Source organism: Citrobacter sp. BDA59-3 (assembly GCF_015167655.1).
In the GTDB taxonomy this organism is placed as follows: Bacteria; Pseudomonadota; Gammaproteobacteria; order Enterobacterales; family Enterobacteriaceae; genus Phytobacter; species Phytobacter diazotrophicus.
The window spans coordinates 305,640-326,518 of record NZ_CP063427.1; the positions used below are offsets into that span (position 1 = coordinate 305,640).

Genomic DNA, 20,879 nt, shown 5'->3' on the forward strand with positions numbered 1-20,879 from the left:
TTCTGTATCGTGGAAATCATTTTCGTTTTATTTAATTATAATGCAACTCTGACGCGGACTGATCGGATGAGTTCAAATGAACATCTCTCATGTTCCCCCTGTGCGCCTTTTCCGCTCTGTCAGTTTGTGCCAGTATGTCCTGCTGGCCTTTTGGCCTGGTTGAGCGTTGTCGGGAGCACGTGTGAGCAGCAAAGTTGAGCAACTGCAGCAGCAGTTAAAAGAACGAATTTTGGTTCTGGACGGGGGCATGGGCACCATGATCCAGAATCAGCGTCTCAGTGAGCAGGATTTCCGCGGCGAGCGATTCGCCGACTGGCCCTGCGACCTCAAGGGTAACAATGATCTGCTGGTGATTACAAAGCCAGAGGTGATTGCCGCTATCCATTCCGCCTATTTTGAAGCGGGTGCGGATATCATTGAGACCAACACCTTTAACTCCACCACTATCGCGATGGCGGATTACCAGATGGAATCCCTGTCGGCGGAGATCAACTTTGCGGCGGCCAAACTCGCCCGCGCGTGTGCCGATGAATGGACTGCCCGCACGCCGGACAAACCGCGTTATGTTGCCGGTGTTCTTGGCCCAACCAACCGCACCGCCTCTATCTCGCCGGACGTTAACGACCCCGCGTTTCGTAATATCACTTTCGACCAACTGGTGACCGCCTATCGCGAGTCGACCAAAGCGCTGGTGGAAGGGGGTAGCGACCTGATCCTGATCGAAACGGTATTCGACACCCTGAACGCCAAAGCCGCCATTTTCGCGGTGAAAGAAGAGCTGGAGGCGCTGGGCGTCGATCTGCCGATCATGATTTCTGGCACCATTACCGATGCTTCCGGGCGTACGCTTTCCGGGCAAACTACAGAAGCCTTCTATAACTCATTGCGCCACGCCGATGCGCTCACCTTCGGCCTGAACTGCGCACTGGGGCCAGATGAACTGCGCCAGTATGTGCAGGAACTCTCGCGCATTGCCGAATGCTACGTGACCGCGCACCCGAACGCCGGGTTGCCAAACGCCTTTGGCGAATACGATCTCGACGCCGACACCATGGCGGCACAAATTCGCGAATGGGCAGAATCCGGCTTCCTGAACGTGGTCGGCGGGTGTTGCGGCACCACGCCGGAACACATTAAAGCGATGAGCGATGCCGTCGCCGGTCTGCCACCGCGCAAACTGCCAGACATCCCCGTCGCCTGCCGTCTGGCGGGCCTGGAGCCGCTGAATATTGGCGATGACAGCCTGTTTGTGAACGTGGGTGAACGCACCAACGTCACCGGTTCGGCGAAATTCAAACGCCTGATCAAAGAAGAGAAGTACAACGAAGCGCTGGACGTGGCGCGTCAGCAGGTGGAAAGCGGCGCGCAAATCATCGATATCAATATGGATGAGGGGATGCTCGACGCCGAAGCGGCGATGGTGCGTTTCCTCAACCTGATTGCCGGTGAACCGGACATCGCCCGCGTGCCGATTATGATCGACTCCTCAAAATGGGAGGTGATCGAGAAAGGGCTGAAATGCATTCAGGGTAAAGGCATCGTTAACTCCATCTCAATGAAAGAGGGCGTCGACGCGTTTATCCATCATGCGAAAAAGGTGCGCCGTTACGGTGCCGCCGTGGTGGTGATGGCTTTTGATGAAGTGGGGCAGGCGGATACCCGCGAGCGCAAAATCGAAATTTGCCGCCGGGCCTACAACATCCTGACCAACGAAGTGGGCTTCCCGCCGGAAGACATTATTTTCGACCCGAATATCTTTGCGGTCGCCACCGGGATCGAAGAGCACAACAACTATGCGCAGGACTTTATCGGCGCCTGCGAAGACATCAAACGCGAACTGCCCCATGCGCTGATCTCCGGCGGCGTCTCCAACGTCTCGTTCTCGTTTCGCGGTAATGACCCGGTACGTGAGGCGATCCACGCGGTCTTCCTCTATTACGCTATCCGTAATGGCATGGATATGGGGATCGTCAACGCCGGGCAACTGGCGATTTACGACGACCTGCCGGCAGAACTGCGTGATGCGGTGGAAGATGTGATTCTGAACCGCCGCGATGACAGCACAGAACGCTTGCTGGATCTGGCAGAAAAATACCGTGGCAGCAAAACCGACGATACCGCCAACGCCCAGCAGGCGGAATGGCGGAGCTGGGACGTGAAAAAGCGTCTGGAATATTCGCTGGTTAAAGGTATTACCGAGTTTATCGAACAGGACACCGAAGAGGCCCGCCAGCAGGCCGCTCGCCCGATTGAGGTGATTGAAGGGCCGCTGATGGATGGCATGAACGTGGTCGGCGACCTGTTCGGCGAAGGCAAAATGTTCCTGCCGCAGGTGGTGAAATCCGCCCGCGTTATGAAACAGGCGGTGGCCTACCTTGAGCCGTTTATCGAAGCCAGCAAAGAGAAGGGCTCCAGCAACGGCAAAATGGTCATCGCCACCGTGAAAGGCGACGTCCACGACATCGGCAAAAATATTGTCGGCGTGGTATTGCAGTGTAACAACTACGAAATCGTCGATCTCGGCGTGATGGTACCGACAGACAAAATTCTCAAAACTGCCCGTGAAGTGAACGCCGACCTGATTGGCCTGTCTGGCCTTATCACCCCGTCGCTGGATGAAATGGTCAATGTGGCGAAGGAGATGGAGCGCCAGGGCTTCACGATCCCGTTGCTGATTGGCGGCGCGACGACATCGAAAGCGCATACGGCGGTGAAAATCGAGCAGAATTACAGCGGCCCGACGGTCTATGTGCAAAACGCCTCGCGCACCGTAGGTGTGGTGGCCTCGCTGCTGTCTGATACCCAGCGCGATGAGTTTGTGGCCCGCACCCGTAAAGAGTACGAAACCGTGCGTATTCAGCATGGCCGTAAGAAGCCACGTACGCCACCCGTAACGCTGGAGGCCGCCCGTGAAAACGATCTGGCCTTCGACTGGGAGAGCTACACCCCGCCGGTGGCCCATCGCCTGGGCGTACAGGAAGTGGAAGCCAGCATCGAAACCCTGCGTAATTACATCGACTGGACGCCGTTCTTTATGACCTGGTCGCTGGCTGGCAAGTATCCGCGCATTCTCGAAGATGAAATCGTCGGGGAAGAGGCTAAGCGCCTGTTCCAGGACGCCAACGATATGCTGGATATGTTAAGCCGTGAGAAGAGCCTGAACCCACGTGGTGTGGTGGGCTTGTTCCCGGCGAACCGCGTAGGCGACGATGTTGAGATCTATCGCGATGAAACCCGCACTCAGGTGCTCGCGGTAAGTCGTCATCTGCGTCAGCAGACCGAGAAAGTGGGTTTCGCTAACTACTGTCTGGCCGATTTTGTCGCGCCGAAGTTGAGCGGCAAAGAAGATTACATCGGCGCGTTTGCCGTTACCGGTGGTCTTGAGGAAGACGCGCTGGCAGAGGCGTACGACGCGCAGCATGATGATTACAACAAAATCATGATAAAAGCCGTGGCAGACCGTCTGGCGGAAGCCTTCGCCGAATATCTGCATGAGCGCGTACGTAAGGTCTATTGGGGCTATGCGGCCAACGAGAACCTCAGTAACGAAGAGCTGATCCGCGAAAATTATCAGGGGATCCGCCCGGCGCCGGGATATCCGGCCTGCCCGGAGCATACGGAAAAAGGCACGATCTGGCAGCTACTGGATGTGGAAACCCACACCGGTATGAAGCTGACGGAATCCTTCGCCATGTGGCCGGGCGCCTCGGTCTCCGGCTGGTACTTTAGCCACCCTGACAGCAAGTATTTCGCCGTGGCGCAGATTCAGCGCGACCAGGTGGCGGACTACGCATTGCGTAAGGGAATGAGCGTGGCGGAAGTGGAACGCTGGCTGGCACCGAATCTGGGCTATGACGCGGACTAAACATCAGGCGAATGAGGCTATCTTGCTTGCCTGTTTGAATCTGGACAGTGCTCAAAATCCTCACGTACTCAGTGTACGTTCCGGTTTTTGCGCGCTGTCTGCGTTCAACACTCAGCGCCGATGACGCCAGCCGGGCCTGATTCTTAACGCTCTTTCATTCACGGAACTATCCTGCAGGCCAGTTTTTCATTACTCAGTATCTTTAGATAACAGCAGGGTAAATATTTTTATTAATCGTATGACAATTATAATTGTCATTAGCAGCCTTAGTATATATAACTATATAAAGTGTTAATCCGCGCCGTAATTAATAACGTATTAAAAATGATACCTTAAAAATATATTAAAATCCCGGTGTTATTTTTGATACTTTAAAAGTCCCTCAATAAATCAGGTTATGTGATCGCTGTTAGTAACTCAGCATAGTTGCATTTAATAAAATAGCCAAATAAACACAGCGCTTTTATTACCTGAATCAGAGCCAAATAAAAATGGCTCTAATCTATATTACTGAGGCCATATTATGGAAACCGTTCAAAATACCCTCGTCGCTCGCGAAAGCAGCGGCTGGAGAAAAAGTGATACCGTCTGGATGCTGGGCCTGTACGGTACTGCGATTGGCGCAGGGGTCCTTTTCCTGCCGATTAACGCCGGGGTTGGTGGTTTAATTCCGTTAATCATCATGGCAATTCTCGCATTCCCGATGACCTTTTTCGCCCACCGTGGTTTAACCCGTTTCGTTCTGTCGGGTAAAAATCCGGGTGAAGATATTACCGAAGTGGTTGAAGAACATTTTGGTATCGGCGCCGGTAAACTCATTACGCTGCTTTATTTCTTCGCTATTTATCCAATTCTGCTGGTTTATAGTGTTGCAATTACTAACACGGTCGACAGCTTTATTACTCACCAGCTTGGTCTGGTGTCTCCGCCGCGCGCCATTTTGTCGCTGATTCTGATTATCGGCATGATGGGGATTGTCCGTTTTGGCGAAAAAATGATTGTTAAAGCGATGAGCGTGCTGGTGTTCCCGTTCGTTGCCGCGCTGATGCTGCTGGCGCTGTATTTGATCCCACAATGGAACGGTGCGGTCCTCGATACACTTTCCCTGAGCAGCGCTGCGCCAGGTGGTCACGGTCTGTGGATGACGCTGTGGCTGGCCATTCCGGTCATGGTTTTCTCGTTCAACCACTCACCGATTATCTCCTCTTTCGCGGTCGCTAAACGTGAAGAGTACGGCCAGGATGCCGAGCGCAAATGTTCCCGTATTCTGGGCTTTGCACATATCATGATGGTGCTGACCGTGATGTTCTTTGTGTTCAGTTGTGTACTGAGCCTTTCCCCGGAAAACCTGGCGGAAGCGAAAGCACAAAACATCTCTATTCTCTCCTATCTGGCGAACCACTTTAACGCGCCGGTGATTGCCTGGATGGCGCCGATTATCGCCATGATCGCCATTACCAAATCTTTCCTCGGCCACTACCTCGGTGCGCGTGAAGGTTTCAACGGCATGGTGATTAAATCTCTGCGCGGCAAAGGCAAATCTATCGAAATCAACAAACTGAACAAAATCACCGCGCTGTTTATGCTGGTGACGACCTGGATTGTTGCGACCCTGAACCCGAGCATCCTGGGCATGATTGAAACGCTGGGTGGCCCGGTTATCGCGATGATTCTGTTCCTGATGCCGATGTATGCCATCAACAAAGTACCGGCTATGCGCAAGTACAGCGGTCACATCAGCAATGCGTTTGTGGTGCTGATGGGTCTGATTGCCATCTCCGCCATCTTCTTCTCTCTGTTCAGCTAAGTTTTCAGCGCCGCCTGTTACAGGCGGCGCATCCGTTTTGCTTTGTAACCGCATGGGTGCCACATGATTAGCGTTTTCGATATTTTCAAAATCAGCATCGGGCCGTCCAGCTCACACACTGTTGGGCCGATGAAAGCAGGAAAACATTTTGTTGATACCCTGCAGGAAAAAGGCCTGCTGCATAAAGTGACTCGTCTGGTGGTGGATGTGTACGGTTCCCTGTCATTAACAGGTAAAGGCCACCACACCGATATCGCGATCATTCTTGGGTTGTCCGGGTATTTACCGGATACCGTTGATATCGATGCCATTCCCGGAATTATTCGCGATGTAAACACCATGCATCGTCTGTTTATTGAAGAAGGTCAGCGGGAAATTGAGTTCCCGGTGGCGGAATGCATGCGTTTCCACAATGAGTTTCTGCCGCTGCATGAAAACGGCATGAGCATCACGGCGTTTTGCGATGGCAAAATTGTCCACTTCCAGACCTATTATTCGATCGGTGGCGGTTTTATCGTCACGGAAGAAAACTTTGGTAAGAATCAGGACGCGGATGTCGATATTCCGTTCCCGTTCTATTCTGCCCGCAACCTGCTGGCACATTGCCACGACAACTGCCTGTCGATCTCTGCGGTGATGATGAAAAATGAGATCGCCCGCCACGGCAGGGAGAACGTTGAGCAAAATATGGCGAAAATCTGGGAGACCATGAGAAACGCCATCAACCGTGGTATGAACACGGAAGGCATTTTGCCTGGCCCGCTGAAAGTACCGCGTCGTGCCTCTGCGCTGCATCGCGTACTGGCGCCGCAAAGCCAGTCCATTACGCCGTTAAGCGCCATGGACTGGGTCAATATGTTCGCCATGGCCGTCGGCGAAGAGAACGCGGCGGGTGGGCGAGTGGTTACCGCGCCGACCAACGGTGCCTGCGGTATCATCCCGGCAGTACTGGCCTATTACGATCGCTTTATCAAAGCGGTGACGCCGGAAATCTATATGCGCTACTACCTGACGGCGGGCGCGATTGGCATTCTGTATAAGATGAATGCGTCAATTTCCGGGGCGGAAGTCGGCTGCCAGGGTGAAGTGGGGGTCGCCTGCTCTATGGCTTCTGCCGGTCTGGCGGAACTGCTGGGCGGTAGCCCGGAGAAAGTGTGCATCGCGGCGGAAATCGGCATGGAGCATAACCTTGGGCTGACTTGCGATCCGGTGGCCGGTCAGGTCCAGGTGCCGTGTATTGAGCGTAACGCGATTGCGGCCGTGAAGGCGATTAACTCGGCCAGCATGGCGATGTACCGCACCAGCGATCCGAAGGTCTCACTGGATAAAGTCATCGAAACCATGTTTGAGACGGGCAAAGACATGAACGCCAAATACCGTGAAACCGCACGAGGCGGTCTGGCGATTAAAGTCGCGGTATGTGAATCCTGAGTCCTTTCTCTCCCCGGTGGCGCTGTGCTAACCGGGGCTATAGTTGATAGATACTGTGAACGCCTTAGCTATGGCTGACTCGTTTTCCCGCATGACAACCACAGCGACAACTTTGTAACCGGTTGGCGCAGACTGTGCAGCGAGGGGGTTGAGTCCCCGCTGAAATCGGTGAGACGAAGACCCGATGACAAGGGCAGGCCGCCAGGGATGGCGGACTGAGGTTTGTCGGGACAGGACAAAATCGTCCGGAACGATTTTGAACAACGCAACGCGTTGGCCCGAAGGGCGAGCCCCAGGGATGGAGCGAGTAACTCGAGTCAAACCGACCGCAGGCAGCGGGGCGGGAGGCGAACGCAGTGCGAAGCACCGATTTCTTTGCGGGGCCGCGGGAATTGTAAAGGGGAACGCGGTGTTCCCCTTTACCCGTTCACGTGTTCAGGAGGTCCATTTCGCCATGAACATACGGTGAACGGAACCCACCACCTGAGCCGCATATTCCCCTCACCCCAACCCTCTCCCCGGGGGAGAGGGAGAAAACCGGGCTAACTTTTTTTCTCTGTGTCAGGCGGCAGGAAAGACCACACCACACTGTGAGATGCCGATGAGGTATACCATTCGTTAATGGTGGCGTTCGCTTCATTGGTCTGCGCAGCGGTGGCAAATTTTTCTTTTGGCTGATGCGCTTTTTTCCGGATACGGATGCGGGAAGGGGTCGCGGCATTGATTTGCGCGTTAAAGGTGCGAATGTGCGAATCGAATAAAACCGACTCCAGTTGATGCAGACGATCCAGACCGCGCAGAATACCAATCAGCGTACTCAGGGTAACGGACTCGCCTAATTCAACGCGTTTGATGGTTGCAGCGCCGACTTGTGCACGCTCGGCCAGCTCAATCTGCGATAGCCCAAGCTGCATACGCGTTTCTTTAATTCTGCGGCACAGTTCAGAAATAATTTCACTGTCGGACATAGTACTGAAACGCATCTTAATTCCCCTACTGCGTAATAAATCATGGCAGATTATTTAGCATATTAAATTATAAATAAAGCGGATAATTTCTCTTTTGCGAGAGTAACAACATTGTTTTTTCTTTAACAAAGTTTCTACAGAAGAAACGATAATTAAAGACAAGCCGCTGAATAAGAAAGTTACCGCAGTTGTCCATTTTATTATTTCATCCTGGATGGATAATGCAGTTTACTCCGTTTTCTTTATCTCTTTATTACGCCTTTGCCTTTATACTGATAAAAAGCGTTATGCATAACAGGGAAGCGGTAATGGCATGAGTTTCAAAGATAAAATATTTACATTCTGGGGCGCGATGGATCTGCTGGCTATCGGGAGCTACCTTTTCTATTCCCTAAAGATGGGTCACGTACCGATCTGGTCCGATATCCAGCTTTTTTACGCTCAGCTAGCGTTAATGGAAGTCCGGGGTGCTGACCGTATTTTTCTGCAATCGCTCTTTTTTATCCATTCAGGGTTATTGTTATCGCTCTGTTTTTCGGCATACGCCTTTCTCGCGAAAAAGAAAATACGTTTCCTGCTCATTGGGTTGCAGGAAGTGATGCGTATTTTATCTCTTACCTGCTCGATCGCACTTTTTCCGTTGTTCCTGCAGGTTATGCGAATCGATAACTTCTTCGTTGGTCTTTTTTTATTTGTCCTTTCCGAAACGCTCAAGGTCGGTTCGCTGCTGTGGCTGAGAAGACGGGGATTGTTAACGTAATGTTGAGTTCGTCTGTCTCTTTATGGCGCGTAAGACTTTATACTTAGATTCAATGAGCCTTGCTCTGACCTGTTTGACAGAGTTTTTCCCCAACACGCAGGGTAAAACCGGGTCGAGGAGAAACCGAAAGGAATCGACAACGATAAGGAGAACCAGAATACGTGTTAATTTTGCTTCACTTACTCTCTTCTGTTGCCCTGTTAGTATGGGGCACGCATATCGTACGTACCGGTGTGATGCGCGTTTTCGGCGCGCGACTGCGCACGGTACTGAGTCGCAGTATTGAAAAGAAGTCTCTCGCTTTTAGCGCAGGGATTGGCGTGACCGCACTGGTGCAAAGCAGTAACGCCACCACCATGCTGGTGACGTCGTTTGTTGCCCAGGACCTCGTGGCGCTCGCGCCTGCGCTGGTGATCGTGCTGGGGGCCGACGTGGGGACCGCGCTGATGGCGCGTGTTCTCACCTTCGATCTCTCGTGGTTATCACCGTTGCTGATCTTCATTGGCGTGATTTTCTTCCTGGGGCGTAAGCAAACGCGCGAAGGCCAATTGGGGCGTGTCAGCATTGGCCTTGGGCTGATTTTACTGGCGCTTGAGCTGATTGTTCAGGCGGTAACTCCTATTACCCAGGCCGATGGCGTGCAGGTGATCTTCGCGTCGCTGACGGGCGATATCATGCTGGATGCGCTGATTGGCGCGGTGTTCGCTATCATCAGCTATTCCAGTCTGGCGGCTGTGTTACTGACCGCCACGCTGACCACGGCGGGGATCATCTCCTTTCCGGTGGCGCTCTGCCTGGTGATTGGCGCCAACCTCGGTTCCGGCCTGCTGGCAATGCTTAATAACAGCGCCGCCAACGCCGCCGCACGCCGCGTGGCGCTGGGCAGCTTGTTGTTTAAGCTGGTGGGGAGTCTGGTGATCCTGCCGTTTGTGCACTTACTGGCCGATGTGATGGGCAAGCTGCCGCTGCCGAAAGCGGAGCTGGTCATCTACTTCCACGTCTTCTACAACCTGATTCGCTGCCTGGCAATGGTGCCTTTTGTGGGCGTGATGGCGACCTTCTGTCAACGTTTAATTCGCGATGAGCCGGAACTGGATGCGCGCCTCAAACCAAAACATCTCGACAGTTCAGCGCTGGATACGCCGACGCTTGCCCTGGCGAACGCGGCCCGCGAAACATTACGGATGGGCGACGCGATGGAGCTGATGCTCGAAGGGTTGCATAAAGTGATGCACGGTGCGCCGAGGGAAGAAAAAGACCTGCGTAAGCTCGCCGATGACATTAATGTGCTGTATACCGCCATCAAACTCTACCTCGCACGTATGCCAAAAGAAGAACTGGCGGAAGAGGAGTCACGGCGCTGGGCTGAGATTATCGAGATGTCTCTTAACCTTGAGCAGGCCTCTGACATTGTGGAGCGCATGGGCAGTGAAATCGCCGATAAATCACTGGCGGCGCGGCGGGCTTTTTCCGGTGAGGGGCTGAAAGAGCTTGATACGTTACACGAACAGTTGGTCAGCAATTTGAAACTGGCGATGTCGGTCTTTTTCTCTGCCGATGTCACCAGCGCGCGCCGCCTGCGTCGCAGCAAACATCGCTTTCGTATCCTCAACCGTCGCTACTCCCATGCCCATGTTGACAGGTTGCATCAGCAGAACGTGCAGAGTATAGAGACCAGTTCGCTACATCTGGGGCTGTTGGGCGATATGAAACGCCTTAACTCGCTGTTCTGTTCGGTGGCTTACAGCGTGCTGGAGCAGCCGGATGAAGATGATGAAAGGGATGAGTATTAACGTCAGCGGTTGCGTGGTTGCCCACAAGACAATGAATTTATCCGCGCCACGCTTCGCTGGCATAAAACGCCTGACCGTATGGATAGATTCGTTATCCAGCAGCACCGGGATGCGAGAAAGCGCAGATTTCCTTAACCTTCTGATAAGATATATTGCGCTTTTACAGGAGAATTTATGCTGCCAGACTCATCAACCCGATTAAATAAATACATCAGCGAAAGCGGAATTTGCTCGCGCCGCGAAGCCGATCGCTACATTGAACAAGGCAATGTTTTCCTCAACGGTAAACGTGCCACCATTGGCGATCAGGTTAAGCCTGGCGACGTCGTAAAGGTAAACGGTCAGTTGATTGAGCCGCGAGAGGCCGAAGATCTGGTCTTTATCGCGTTAAACAAACCCGTGGGCATTGTCAGTACCACGGAAGACAGTGAAAAAGACAACATTGTTGATTTTGTTAACCACAGCAAACGCGTTTTCCCCATTGGTCGTCTCGACAAAGATTCCCAGGGGCTGATTTTCCTCACCAACCACGGCGACCTGGTGAACAAGATTTTGCGTGCCGGCAATGACCACGAAAAAGAGTATCTGGTGACGGTGGACAAACCCGTGACCGATGAGTTTATTCGTGGCATGGGAGCAGGCGTACCGATTCTGGGAACCGTGACGAAAAAATGTAAAGTCAAAAAAGAGGCGCCGTTTGTTTTTCGTATCACCCTGATTCAGGGGCTGAATCGCCAGATTCGCCGCATGTGTGAACATTTTGGCTATGAAGTCACGAAGCTTGAACGTACCCGGATTATGAATGTGGGGCTGGCTGGCCTGCCGCTCGGGGAGTGGCGCGATCTGACCGATGATGAGCTGATTACCCTGTTTAAGCTTATCGAGAATTCATCGTCCGAAGCGAAGCCAAAGGCAAAGAGCAAACCGAAAACGGCGACGACTGCCGCGAAGAAACCCGCCGCCAGTGGGGCGAAAAATATGGCGAAAACCCCGGCGGAACTGGCTTCACGTAAACGCTTTACCCAGCCGGGGCGCAAGAAGAAGGGGCGTTAACGCCTGCCGCGCGTCGACGTACTGGCCGACCAGGAAAAGGTGGCCGCTTCATCTGGTTTGTAAGCCTGCTTTTTCTTTATCTGGCGGGCTTTTTTTGCCTCTGCTTCACGCTCAACCATTAATTTATCGATGTACTCTTTTTTGATGCTGTTGGTTTCGGCGTTGGTCAATACACGCCCGTGCGCAATGCGCGCGCGGTCGAGCAAGGTTTTCAGTTCACGCTGCTCGCGCTCGGTCATCTCTTTTTGGGTAATGCGGGGGAGTGCCATGTGGGTGCCCTCGGTCAGGAAGTTGAACCAGTGTACGGCATAGGCGTGGGGTGCTCACAGTAAATTGTCATTTGTTACAACATCTATCGCACTGACGCGTAGCCCCGGCAGGCGAAGCGCCGCCGGGGAAACCCGGATCTGACGCATGCCGACCGGGCTACGGCTTATCAGCCCTCTTTTACTGTTTCGCGTGGTTTATCTGAAATAGGTTTACCGGACCAGTAACCTGCCAGCAGCGAACCGGAGAGGTTGTGCCAGACTGAGAACAGCGCGCCTGGCAGAGCAGCCAGCGGCGAGAAGTAGATTTTACCGAGTGCGGCAGCCAGGCCAGAGTTCTGCATTCCCACTTCGATGGCCAGTGTGCGACAGGTGGACTCGTCAAAACCGAACAGACGGCCACCCCAGTAACCACCCAGCAGGCCGATACTGTTGTGCAAAATCACCGCGACGATAACCACTATGCCCACGGAAGCAATATACGAGGCGGAACCCGCTACCACGGCGCTGATGATCGCCAGAATACAGACCATCGAAAACGCGGGAAGATACGGCTCCACGGCTTTCACCACGCGTGGGAAGAGATGGTGCACCACTAAACCGAGGCCAATGGGAATCACCACAATCTGCAGAATGCTCAGCAGCATGCCCATGACGTCTACCTGAATATGGGCATCAACATACAGACGCGTCAGCAGCGGTGTCGCCACCACGCCAACCAGCGTTGAGACGGACGATATCGTCACCGAGAGCGCTACGTCGCCCTTCGCCAGATAGATCATGACGTTGGATGCCGTACCGCTGGCTACGCTACCCACCAGTACCATCCCGGCAGAGAGATCCGGCGGCATCTTGAATAGCATCGCCAGCAGCCAGGCGGCCAGCGGCATCACCAGATAGTGTAGAAAAATACCTGCCGCCACCGGCGCCGGGCGGGAAAGCACGCGTTTGAAATCATCAATTTTCAGGTGCACGCCCATGCCGAACATAATCAGCATCAGCAGCGTAGTGACCCACGGGCCTACAGGGGTAAAGGTTGTGGGGGTGTACCAGGCAATAACAGAGAGCAGCAGCGCCCATAACGGGAACAGCCGGGTGAGTACAGCGAGCATAGTGTTTTCCTTTAACGCGTTGTGTTGTGTTTCGTTATAAAAAGGCCGGGTTCGAGCCCGGCCATAGGTATTGTTTATCGCGTGAGGAAATTTTATTCAAACAAATTAAGGTGAAGAGGATTCATGTCGCCGGGCGGACGCTTTCCCAGTTCAGACCGAAGCGAGCGAGGTATTTACGCAGACGGTCAGCATCATTCGGTCTGGCTTTTTTCAGGCGCGAAACGGCAAACAACTCGCGCCCGGCATCGGAAAGAGAGTGGTGACGACGACAAACCTCCAGTACGGTTTCTAACTGGCGTTGATCAAACAGATCGACCTCCTCTGCTAAAGGGGGAAGCGCGGAAGGCGTCTGCCAGGCGTGCTGCAAACGGCTGATTTCTTCGTCGGCGATAGAAAGGGTAATGCGCCCCTGTTCGGCCAGCGTCGCCATACGGGCAATCGAGGAACTCAGCTCACGAAAGTTGCCGCGCCACTGCGCCTGCCCGGAACAGGCAAATGCCAGATAACGTTCCCGTGCGTCTTTGTCGAAACGGATGTGCGTCTGGGCTTCACTACAAAAGCGCTGGAGTTCGAATTCAATATTCGGCGCGATATCTTCCCGCCGTTCTGCAAGCCCCGGCAAAGCAAAAGTCCACATATTGATACGCGCGTAAAGATCTTCACGGAATTTTCCTTCCATTACCCACTGGCGCATATCGCGGTGCGTTCCGGCGATAAGCTGGAAATCACTGTGAACCTCTTTATCTGAGCCAAAGGGGAAGAACGTTTTTTCTTCAATGGCTTTCAGCAGCATGGCCTGCTCATCCAGACCCAGTTCAGCGATTTCATCCAGAAACAGCACACCGCCATCGGCTTCTCGCAGCAGCCCCATTCGCGGCGTTAGCGCGCCGGTAAAGGCCCCTTTGACATGCCCAAACAAGGTCGACATGGCGTTATCGCCGCGCAGTGTGGCGCAGTTAACGGCGACAAGTTTACCCGCGACGCGGTGGCGCGACTGGCGCAACTGATAAATACGTTTTGCCAGAAAAGATTTACCGGCGCCGGTAGGCCCGGTGAGAAGAATGGGGGCCGTTGAGCGCAAGGCTACCCGTTCAATTTGATCGATGAGCTTATTAAACGTTGTATTGCGTGTATCGATACCGGCTTTCAGCAGCGAGACCGACTGTTGTTGTTCGCGTTGAAAGCGGCTGGTTAAGGTCGCATAGCGGCTCAAATCGAGATCGATAACCGAGTAAACGCCGGCGGCAACATCCTCCTCAGAAGCCCCTTTCGGTGCCGGGCTGGTTTGCAGCAGGCTGGCGGGCAGGTAGCGGGCCTCCGTCAGCAAAAACCAGCAGATCTGCGCCACGTGCGTGCCGGTGGTGATATGCACCAGATACTCTTCATTTTCCGTATCAAAATCGTAGTGGCTGGCGAAATCCAGAAACGCGGCGTACACCTCTTCAAAATCCCAGGGATCGCGAATATTCACCGTATGAGGGCGCACAGTGGTTTGCGGTGAAAGGAGCGCGATATCTTCCGCCAGTTGTTGAGCCATTCCTTCGTCGCGCGGCTGGTGGAGCAGCTCCAGTCGATCAACCGGAAAATCCGGCTGCTGGCATAACCCAACGGTTGGTCGCCATTTGCGAAAACGATGTGATCGCTTGCCGCGTTTATCCAACACCGTTCCCAGTACGCCAATCACCACTCTGCGCTTTTGCATTTTTATCCTTAAAGATAAACAACGATAACTAAATATAAAAAAGGCGTGGTGTCACCAGCAAGCGATCAAAGTGCGTAAAATTTAAAATCATTAAATATCAATAAATTAAATTTTTTATTTTTCATTCCTTAGCACCTGGCACACTTCTGGCAATACCTGATACGTCACGACGCTGAACACGCAGGGGATTATGCCCCGCCAGCGCACCCGGAACGGTAAGACGTTATCCGCGGGGCGTTCTGTCAGCAGAGAGACACCATGAGGGTTCGATTCCCAACTCACCTTTCCGGTGAACACTGGTTGTGTTCGTAAACGCGCCGTCGGGTGGTAAACGATGGCAATGAACCGGCGCCGATAAGGGCTCCGGGTCGCAGGCAAAACAGGCTGGCAGTGAGGGTCTGTTTCCCTCCGGCTCCGATCCTGCATTCGCGCCGGTACGTGAAAATGTAAGGATGACAAATGAATAAGAAAATCACGATCCGTAAGGGACAATTGGGCCTGCTGGTGAAAGCGGGCGATTACACACATATCCTTGAGGCAGGCGAGCACCGTCTTTCATGGTTTGGTAAGCAAGAGGTCACGATCGTTGAGCTCAATGGCAGCGATGTAGCGGAAGATCTGGCGAATTATTTGCGCCGCTTCAGACCTGAATGGGTCGACGCGTACTGCCTGGCCGTCGATACCGCCGGGCATGATGTAGCCACGCTCTACCGTAACGGTATCCTGGTGGAAATTATCCCTCCAGCGTCACGCCGCCTGTTCTGGCAGGACGGCAGCCTGAGCGTGGAATTGCTGGATACCCGGGATGTGCGCGTACCTGAGAGCATCATGAATGCCGTGTTGCAGCCGCGAAGCGGCGCAGCAGTAAAAGGCCGGGATGCCATACTGACAGTGAATGTCGCGGCATGGCACGTCGGTGTCTTAAAAATCGATGGCGTAACACAACCTCTGTTGCCGCCGGGATTAAGCGCTTACTGGAAAGTGAACCATCTGGTTGATGCCGACGTTGTCGATACGCGCTTGCAACTGATGGAAGTGTCCGGCCAGGAAATTCTGACCAAAGACAAAGTGAACCTGCGCATCAACCTGGGCGCGAACTGGCGATACAGCGATGTATTACAGGCGTTCAGCCAGTTAACCAAACCGCTGGACCACCTGTATCGCGAATTGCAGTTTGCCCTGCGTGAAGCGGTAGGGACCCGTACGCTGGACGAACTGCTGGAAGATAAGCAGATCATCGATGAGGTGGTCAGTGCCCAGGTGAAAACCCGCATGGCTTCCTTTGGTATGGATGTCGCCTCGCTGGGCGTGCGTGACATCGTGCTACCGGGCGATATGAAAACGATTCTGTCGAAACTGATAGAAGCAGAAAAATCGGCGCAGGCGAATGTGATTCGTCGGCGTGAGGAGACGGCGGCGACCCGTTCACTGCTAAACACCGCGAAGGTAATGGAGAACAACCCGGTAGCCCTGCGCTTAAAAGAGCTGGAAACGCTGGAAAGAGTGGCTGAACGTATCGATAAAATCTCGGTATTCGGTGGCCTCGATAACGTCCTGAATGGACTGGTGAGTATTAAAGGATAATCAAATGCAGCATAACGAATTTCAACTGCTGACGGCGCAGAACAGTGCGCCGATAAAAATGTGGACGCACGGGGTCCCGGTCGAGCCAGAGGCGCGTGAACAGTTGCAGAACACCGCGAAGATGCCGTTTATTTTTCAGCATCTGGCGGTGATGCCGGATGTTCATCTCGGTAAAGGTTCTACCATCGGCAGCGTGATCCCAACCAAAGGGGCCATTATTCCGGCGGCGGTCGGCGTGGATATTGGTTGTGGGATGATCGCTGTACGCACCTCACTGGTGGCAAGCGATCTGCCCGATAACCTGAGCGGGCTTCGCAGCGCAATTGAACAGGCGGTACCGCACGGACGCACCAGTACCCGTTCCGGGCGTGATAAAGGCGCATGGGAAACGCCGCCGCAAGAAGTGGATAACCACTGGTCAATGTTGGCGGCGCGGTTTAAACGTCTGACGGATAACTATCCGCAATTGTTGAAAACCAATAATTATCAACACCTGGGAACGCTGGGAACGGGTAACCATTTTATTGAAATCTGCCTGGACGAGCAGCAGCGCGTGTGGGTGATGTTACATAGCGGTTCGCGCGGCGTGGGTAACGCCATCGGTACGCTGTTTATCACGCTGGCCCAACAGGATATGCAGCAGCATATTGCGAATCTGCCGGATAAAAACCTGGCCTATTTCAAAGAGGGAAGTAAACACTATGACGACTATATGGAAGCCGTGTCGTGGGCGCAGGATTTTGCCCGTCATAACCGGGAAGTGATGATGTCGCGCGTACTGGCGGCGCTGTCGCGCATCGTGACAAAACCGTTTATGACCCAGCAGGAAGCGGTGAATTGCCACCATAACTACGTGCAAAAAGAGACCCATTTTGGCGAAGAGGTGCTGGTGACGCGCAAAGGTGCGGTCTCGGCGCAAAAGGGCCAGATGGGGATTATTCCCGGTTCGATGGGGGCGAAAAGCTTTATCGTGCGTGGGTTGGGAAATGAAGAGAGTTTCTGCTCCTGTAGCCACGGCGCAGGGCGCACGATGAGCCGTACGGCTGCGAAAAAGCGCTTTACCGTTGATGACCAGATTCGGGCGACTGCGCACGTTGAGTGTCGTAAAGATAGCGACGTGATTGATGAAATCCCGATGGCTTATAAAGATATCGATGCGGTAATGGCGGCGCAGGCGTCGCTGGTGGAGATTGTCCACACCTTACGCCAGGTGGTCTGTGTAAAAGGATAAATGAGATGTCTTATAGCGGAGTGGATGCCGCAATGCGTGAACGCGTGCGGCAGCAATTAAAAGAGGTGGAGCAGCGTTACGGTGTCAGAGTGCTGTACGCCTGCGAATCCGGCAGCCGTGGCTGGGGCTTTGCCTCACCGGACAGCGACTACGATGTGCGTTTTTTATATGTGCATCCGCCGGAGTGGTATCTGCGCGTAGAAGCGCCGCGTGACGTGATCGAACTGCCCATCGATGATGAACTGGACGTGAGCGGTTGGGAGTGGCGTAAAGCCTTAGGCTTACTGAAAAGCGCAAACCCGACCCTGATCGAGTGGCTGGATTCACCGGTGGTCTATCAGCAAGACGATGCTACCGTCTGTGCGCTTAAGGCGGAGATGCCGAAATGGTTTTCCGCCGTGCGGGCGTGCTGGCATTACTACTCGATGGCCCGCCGAAACTTTCACAGCTATTTGCAGGGCGATGAGGTGCGGTTAAAGAAATACTTTTATGTGCTGCGCCCATTGCTGGCGGTGCGTTGGGTAGAGGCGGGAAAAGGTGTGCCGCCGATGCGCTTTGCCGAACTGCTGGCCGGAAGCGAGCTGGATGCGCCATTGCGTCAGGAGATTGCTGAATTGCTGGCACGTAAGCAGCGTGCAGGAGAAGCGGAATACGGCCAGCATCTGCCACGTTTACACGCGTTTATCGCAGCCGAGATCGAAAGGGGAACCATTCCCCCTGCGTTACCGGAGAGCCGGGAAGGCGACGTCAGGACGTTGGACGCAATGTTGTACCGGACGGTCATGGGGCAGATGTAGGCCCGGTAAATTACGGTTGCCCCGGGTGGCGGCGTAGACGCCTTATGCGGGGTACGGCTGGTTTTCTCCCTCTCCCCCGGGGCTGAGGAATCCCCACAAAAATGCGAGCACGATCGGTTCCCTCTCCTCTTTGGGGAGAGGGTTAGGGTGAGGGGGAAGATGCGGCTCTGATGGTCATTCCGTTCACCTTATGTTCCTTGCTTTTCTGTCGCGACAGAACTCGTGAACCTGCCAGGGTGGCTCACCGCCACCACCCTGGCGACCCGGGCTCCCGGCCAGGAAAATCGCCGCTGGCGCGGTCCATGATGCTTATGTCGTCTGACTTTCGGGGCGGGGACCAGCCTGCGTCCTTGCAGGCTATCCCCTCCGCCCGCTTCCCTGCGGGCGGCCCCGGTCAGCCGCCAACGCCTCATCGATTTTCAGCCGGACCCTGTCATCGCTGTCACTGTTTTATTCTTATTAAGCGGCGTTGTCGCTGTAAAAGGTAAGATTACTGGGGATTCCTCAGCCCCCGGGGAGAGGGTTGGGGTGAGGGGAATATGCGGCTCAGGTGGTGGGTTCCCTTCACCGTATGTTCATGGCGAAATGGACCTCCTGAACACGTGAACGGGTAAAGGGGAACACCGCGTTCCCCTCCCGCCCCGCTGCCTGCGATTACTCGAACAAATTATGATGCAGCTTCTGCACCACCTGCTCAGCTTCGGCGCCCGGCACCAGGAAACAGAGGTTGTGGCTGGACGCGCCGTAGCAAATCATGCGGATATTGAACGGGTCCAGCACGCCGAAGACCTCTTTGCCAACACCGCAGGCTTTCGACAGGTCATTACCAATTATCGCTATCAGCGCGAGGTTCTCTTCCACTTCCACACGACAGAGTGACGAAAGCTCGGTCAGCAGACCCTGCGTGAGCAACGTATCGCCGGTTGACGTGGACCCGGTGGTATCCAGCGTCAGCGCCACGCTCACCTCCGAGGTGGTGATCAGGTCAACCGAAATGCTGTGACGCGCCAGAATGCCGAACACCTCCGCCAGGAAACCACGGGAGTGCAGCATATTCAGGCTGTGTAGCGTCAACAATGTCTGCCTGCGACGTAACGCCAGCGCGCGGAACAGCGGCGGGTTACTGGTTTTGTTGCACACCAGTGTACCGCCGGCTTTGGGATCTTTGCTGGAACCGACAAACACCGGGATATCGCTACGAACGGCAGGCAGCAAGGTTGCCGGGTGCAGAACTTTCGCGCCGAATGTCGCCATCTCAGCCGCTTCTTCAAAGGCAATCTCGTCAATGCGTTTGGCGGCAGGCACTACGCGCGGGTCGGTGGTGTAAATGCCGGGGACATCGGTCCAGATATCAACGCGGGTCGCATGCAGCGCTTCGCCGAGCAGCGCTGCGGTGTAGTCACTGCCGCCACGTCCCAGCGTGGTGGTACGGCCTTTCGCTTCACTGCCAATAAAGCCCTGCGTAATAACGATGGTGTCGGCCAGGCGCGGCGCAAGCTGCTGGGTCGCCAGTTCTGACAGGGCTGCCACATCGGGCTCGGCGCGGCCAAAGCGATCGTTCGTACGCATCACTTTACGCACGTCAAACCACTGCGCCTGCACATTGCGTTCACGCAGAATCTCAACAAACAACAGGGTGGACATCAGTTCGCCGTGGCTGACCAGCTCATCGGTCAATGCATTAGAGGTTGCCAGCGAAGCGGCTTCTGCCAGAGTGGTGATATTTTCCAGCAGACGTTCGATCTCTTCGCGAATAACGTTTGGATTCGCCAGACGCTCCAGAATATCGAACTGAATTTTGCGAATCGCATCGAGCTTAACGAAACGCTCGCTAGCCTCAAGCCCTTCGGCAAGCGCGACCAGCAAATTGGTGATACCGGCAGAGGCGGAAAGCACGACCAGACGTACGCTCGCATCGGAAAGCACCACGTCCGCACTGTGGTTCATTGCATCAAAATTTGCCACGCTGGTACCGCCGAATTTGGCGACGACGAGCGGGGAAACGGAGTGACTCATTGTTATAACCTCGTGTCAGGGAAGCCTGGCGTGTGACGTCAGACAACATTATTCAGCCATGGCACAAGGGAAGAGCGAAAAGGGGTAGGCGCAGAGCAAAAGACAACTACGATTACACCCAGAAGTGCTCCACCACTTGTGAAACGCCCGACTGCGAACGTTTCTGGTGACAACTCAAGGGATTCAGCCCCTGTAGCCGATGATGAATGCCGCCATGCACTTCACCACCTCGGCGTTACTCCCCCTCAGGTGTTTTCGTTAGATTGGCTCTTCCAACACCGTACCTGGGTAACGCGCCTCTTCTGGCCCGCGCACGCGCGGGTAGCGCCCTAATAAATAAAGGCTGGCGGCACCGCTGTCAATGCTACGATTATGCGGATTTTTCATGCAGACGAATCGATTAGAAAAACGTCTTATGTTAGACATACTTATCGCGTAAAAAAGGCTGTTTTAGCAGCGCTGCTGGACAGCGACACAAAAACCATCACAATTTT

At 54.2% G+C, this 20,879-nt stretch carries 15 protein-coding genes and 1 riboswitch; of the genes, 9 read left to right on the forward strand and 6 right to left on the reverse strand.

What is annotated here, in order from left to right; genetic code table 11:
* Positions 1–181: 181 nt before the first annotated feature.
* The 3 genes from metH (at position 182) to IP582_RS01470 (ending at position 7,103) form a co-directional block, all read left to right on the forward strand.
* Complete coding sequence (metH, locus tag IP582_RS01460; RefSeq protein WP_193794876.1) at positions 182–3,865, forward strand: methionine synthase; 3,684 nt, start codon at positions 182–184, stop codon at positions 3,863–3,865.
* Positions 3,866–4,388: 523 nt separating this feature from the next.
* Positions 4,389–5,672: an HAAAP family serine/threonine permease gene (locus IP582_RS01465; protein WP_193794877.1), complete on the forward strand. Its 1,284-nt coding sequence runs from the start codon at positions 4,389–4,391 to the stop codon at positions 5,670–5,672.
* Between the two features lie 63 nt (positions 5,673–5,735).
* A complete protein-coding gene (locus tag IP582_RS01470) occupies positions 5,736–7,103 on the forward strand; it encodes an L-serine ammonia-lyase (RefSeq protein WP_039076771.1) in 1,368 nt (455 codons plus the stop codon).
* Between the two features lie 542 nt (positions 7,104–7,645).
* On the opposite strand, the gene IP582_RS01475 is transcribed toward IP582_RS01470, so the two are convergent.
* Entirely contained in the window at positions 7,646–8,086 is a 441-nt protein-coding gene (locus tag IP582_RS01475; RefSeq protein ID WP_193794878.1) for a helix-turn-helix domain-containing protein, read from the reverse strand.
* A gap of 298 nt (positions 8,087–8,384) precedes the next feature.
* Between IP582_RS01475 and IP582_RS01480 the strand changes: the two genes are divergently transcribed.
* From IP582_RS01480 to rluF, 3 genes are all read left to right on the forward strand, one after another.
* Positions 8,385–8,831: a hypothetical protein gene (locus IP582_RS01480; protein ID WP_193794879.1), complete on the forward strand. Its 447-nt coding sequence runs from the start codon at positions 8,385–8,387 to the stop codon at positions 8,829–8,831.
* Positions 8,832–8,992: 161 nt separating this feature from the next.
* Positions 8,993–10,624, forward strand: coding sequence for a Na/Pi cotransporter family protein (locus IP582_RS01485; RefSeq protein ID WP_193794880.1), 1,632 nt, complete (start codon positions 8,993–8,995; stop codon positions 10,622–10,624).
* A 174-nt stretch (positions 10,625–10,798) separates the two neighbouring features.
* Positions 10,799–11,677 carry a 23S rRNA pseudouridine(2604) synthase RluF gene (gene rluF / locus IP582_RS01490; RefSeq protein ID WP_193794881.1) on the forward strand — a complete coding sequence of 293 codons (879 nt, stop codon included), beginning with the start codon at positions 10,799–10,801 and terminating at the stop codon, positions 11,675–11,677.
* Here the strand turns inward: rluF and IP582_RS01495 are convergent.
* The 3 genes from IP582_RS01495 to rtcR all read right to left on the reverse strand — a co-directional run bounded on the left by IP582_RS01495 (position 11,674) and on the right by rtcR (position 14,757).
* Positions 11,674–11,946 carry a DUF3811 domain-containing protein gene (locus IP582_RS01495; protein WP_071194375.1) on the reverse strand — a complete coding sequence of 91 codons (273 nt, stop codon included), beginning with the start codon at positions 11,944–11,946 and terminating at the stop codon, positions 11,674–11,676. The genes rluF and IP582_RS01495 overlap by 4 nt on opposite strands.
* Before the next feature lie 167 nt (positions 11,947–12,113).
* On the reverse strand, positions 12,114–13,055 hold the full coding sequence (gene panS / locus IP582_RS01500) for a ketopantoate/pantoate/pantothenate transporter PanS (RefSeq protein WP_193794882.1): 942 nt from the start codon (positions 13,053–13,055) through the stop codon (positions 12,114–12,116).
* A gap of 121 nt (positions 13,056–13,176) precedes the next feature.
* Entirely contained in the window at positions 13,177–14,757 is a 1,581-nt protein-coding gene (gene rtcR, locus IP582_RS01505) for an RNA repair transcriptional activator RtcR (RefSeq protein ID WP_193794883.1), read from the reverse strand.
* Between the two features lie 459 nt (positions 14,758–15,216).
* On the opposite strand from rtcR, the gene IP582_RS01510 reads away from it, so the two are divergent.
* From IP582_RS01510 to IP582_RS01520, 3 genes are read left to right on the forward strand one after another with little or no spacing between them, the layout of a single operon-like run.
* Complete coding sequence (locus IP582_RS01510; protein WP_193794884.1) at positions 15,217–16,341, forward strand: slipin family protein; 1,125 nt, start codon at positions 15,217–15,219, stop codon at positions 16,339–16,341.
* Positions 16,342–16,345: 4 nt separating this feature from the next.
* On the forward strand, positions 16,346–17,572 hold the full coding sequence (locus tag IP582_RS01515; RefSeq protein WP_071194371.1) for an RtcB family protein: 1,227 nt from the start codon (positions 16,346–16,348) through the stop codon (positions 17,570–17,572).
* Between the two features lie 5 nt (positions 17,573–17,577).
* Entirely contained in the window at positions 17,578–18,369 is a 792-nt protein-coding gene (locus IP582_RS01520) for a nucleotidyltransferase domain-containing protein (protein WP_193794885.1), read from the forward strand.
* Positions 18,370–18,557: 188 nt separating this feature from the next.
* On the opposite strand, the gene IP582_RS01525 is transcribed toward IP582_RS01520, so the two are convergent.
* On the reverse strand, positions 18,558–18,782 hold the full coding sequence (locus IP582_RS01525; protein WP_193794886.1) for a hypothetical protein: 225 nt from the start codon (positions 18,780–18,782) through the stop codon (positions 18,558–18,560).
* 241 nt (positions 18,783–19,023) lie between these two features.
* Positions 19,024–20,385: a lysine-sensitive aspartokinase 3 gene (gene lysC, locus IP582_RS01530; protein WP_071194369.1), complete on the reverse strand. Its 1,362-nt coding sequence runs from the start codon at positions 20,383–20,385 to the stop codon at positions 19,024–19,026.
* 114 nt (positions 20,386–20,499) lie between these two features.
* Positions 20,500–20,695, reverse strand: a riboswitch (Lysine riboswitch).
* Between the last annotated feature and the right edge of the window lie 184 nt (positions 20,696–20,879).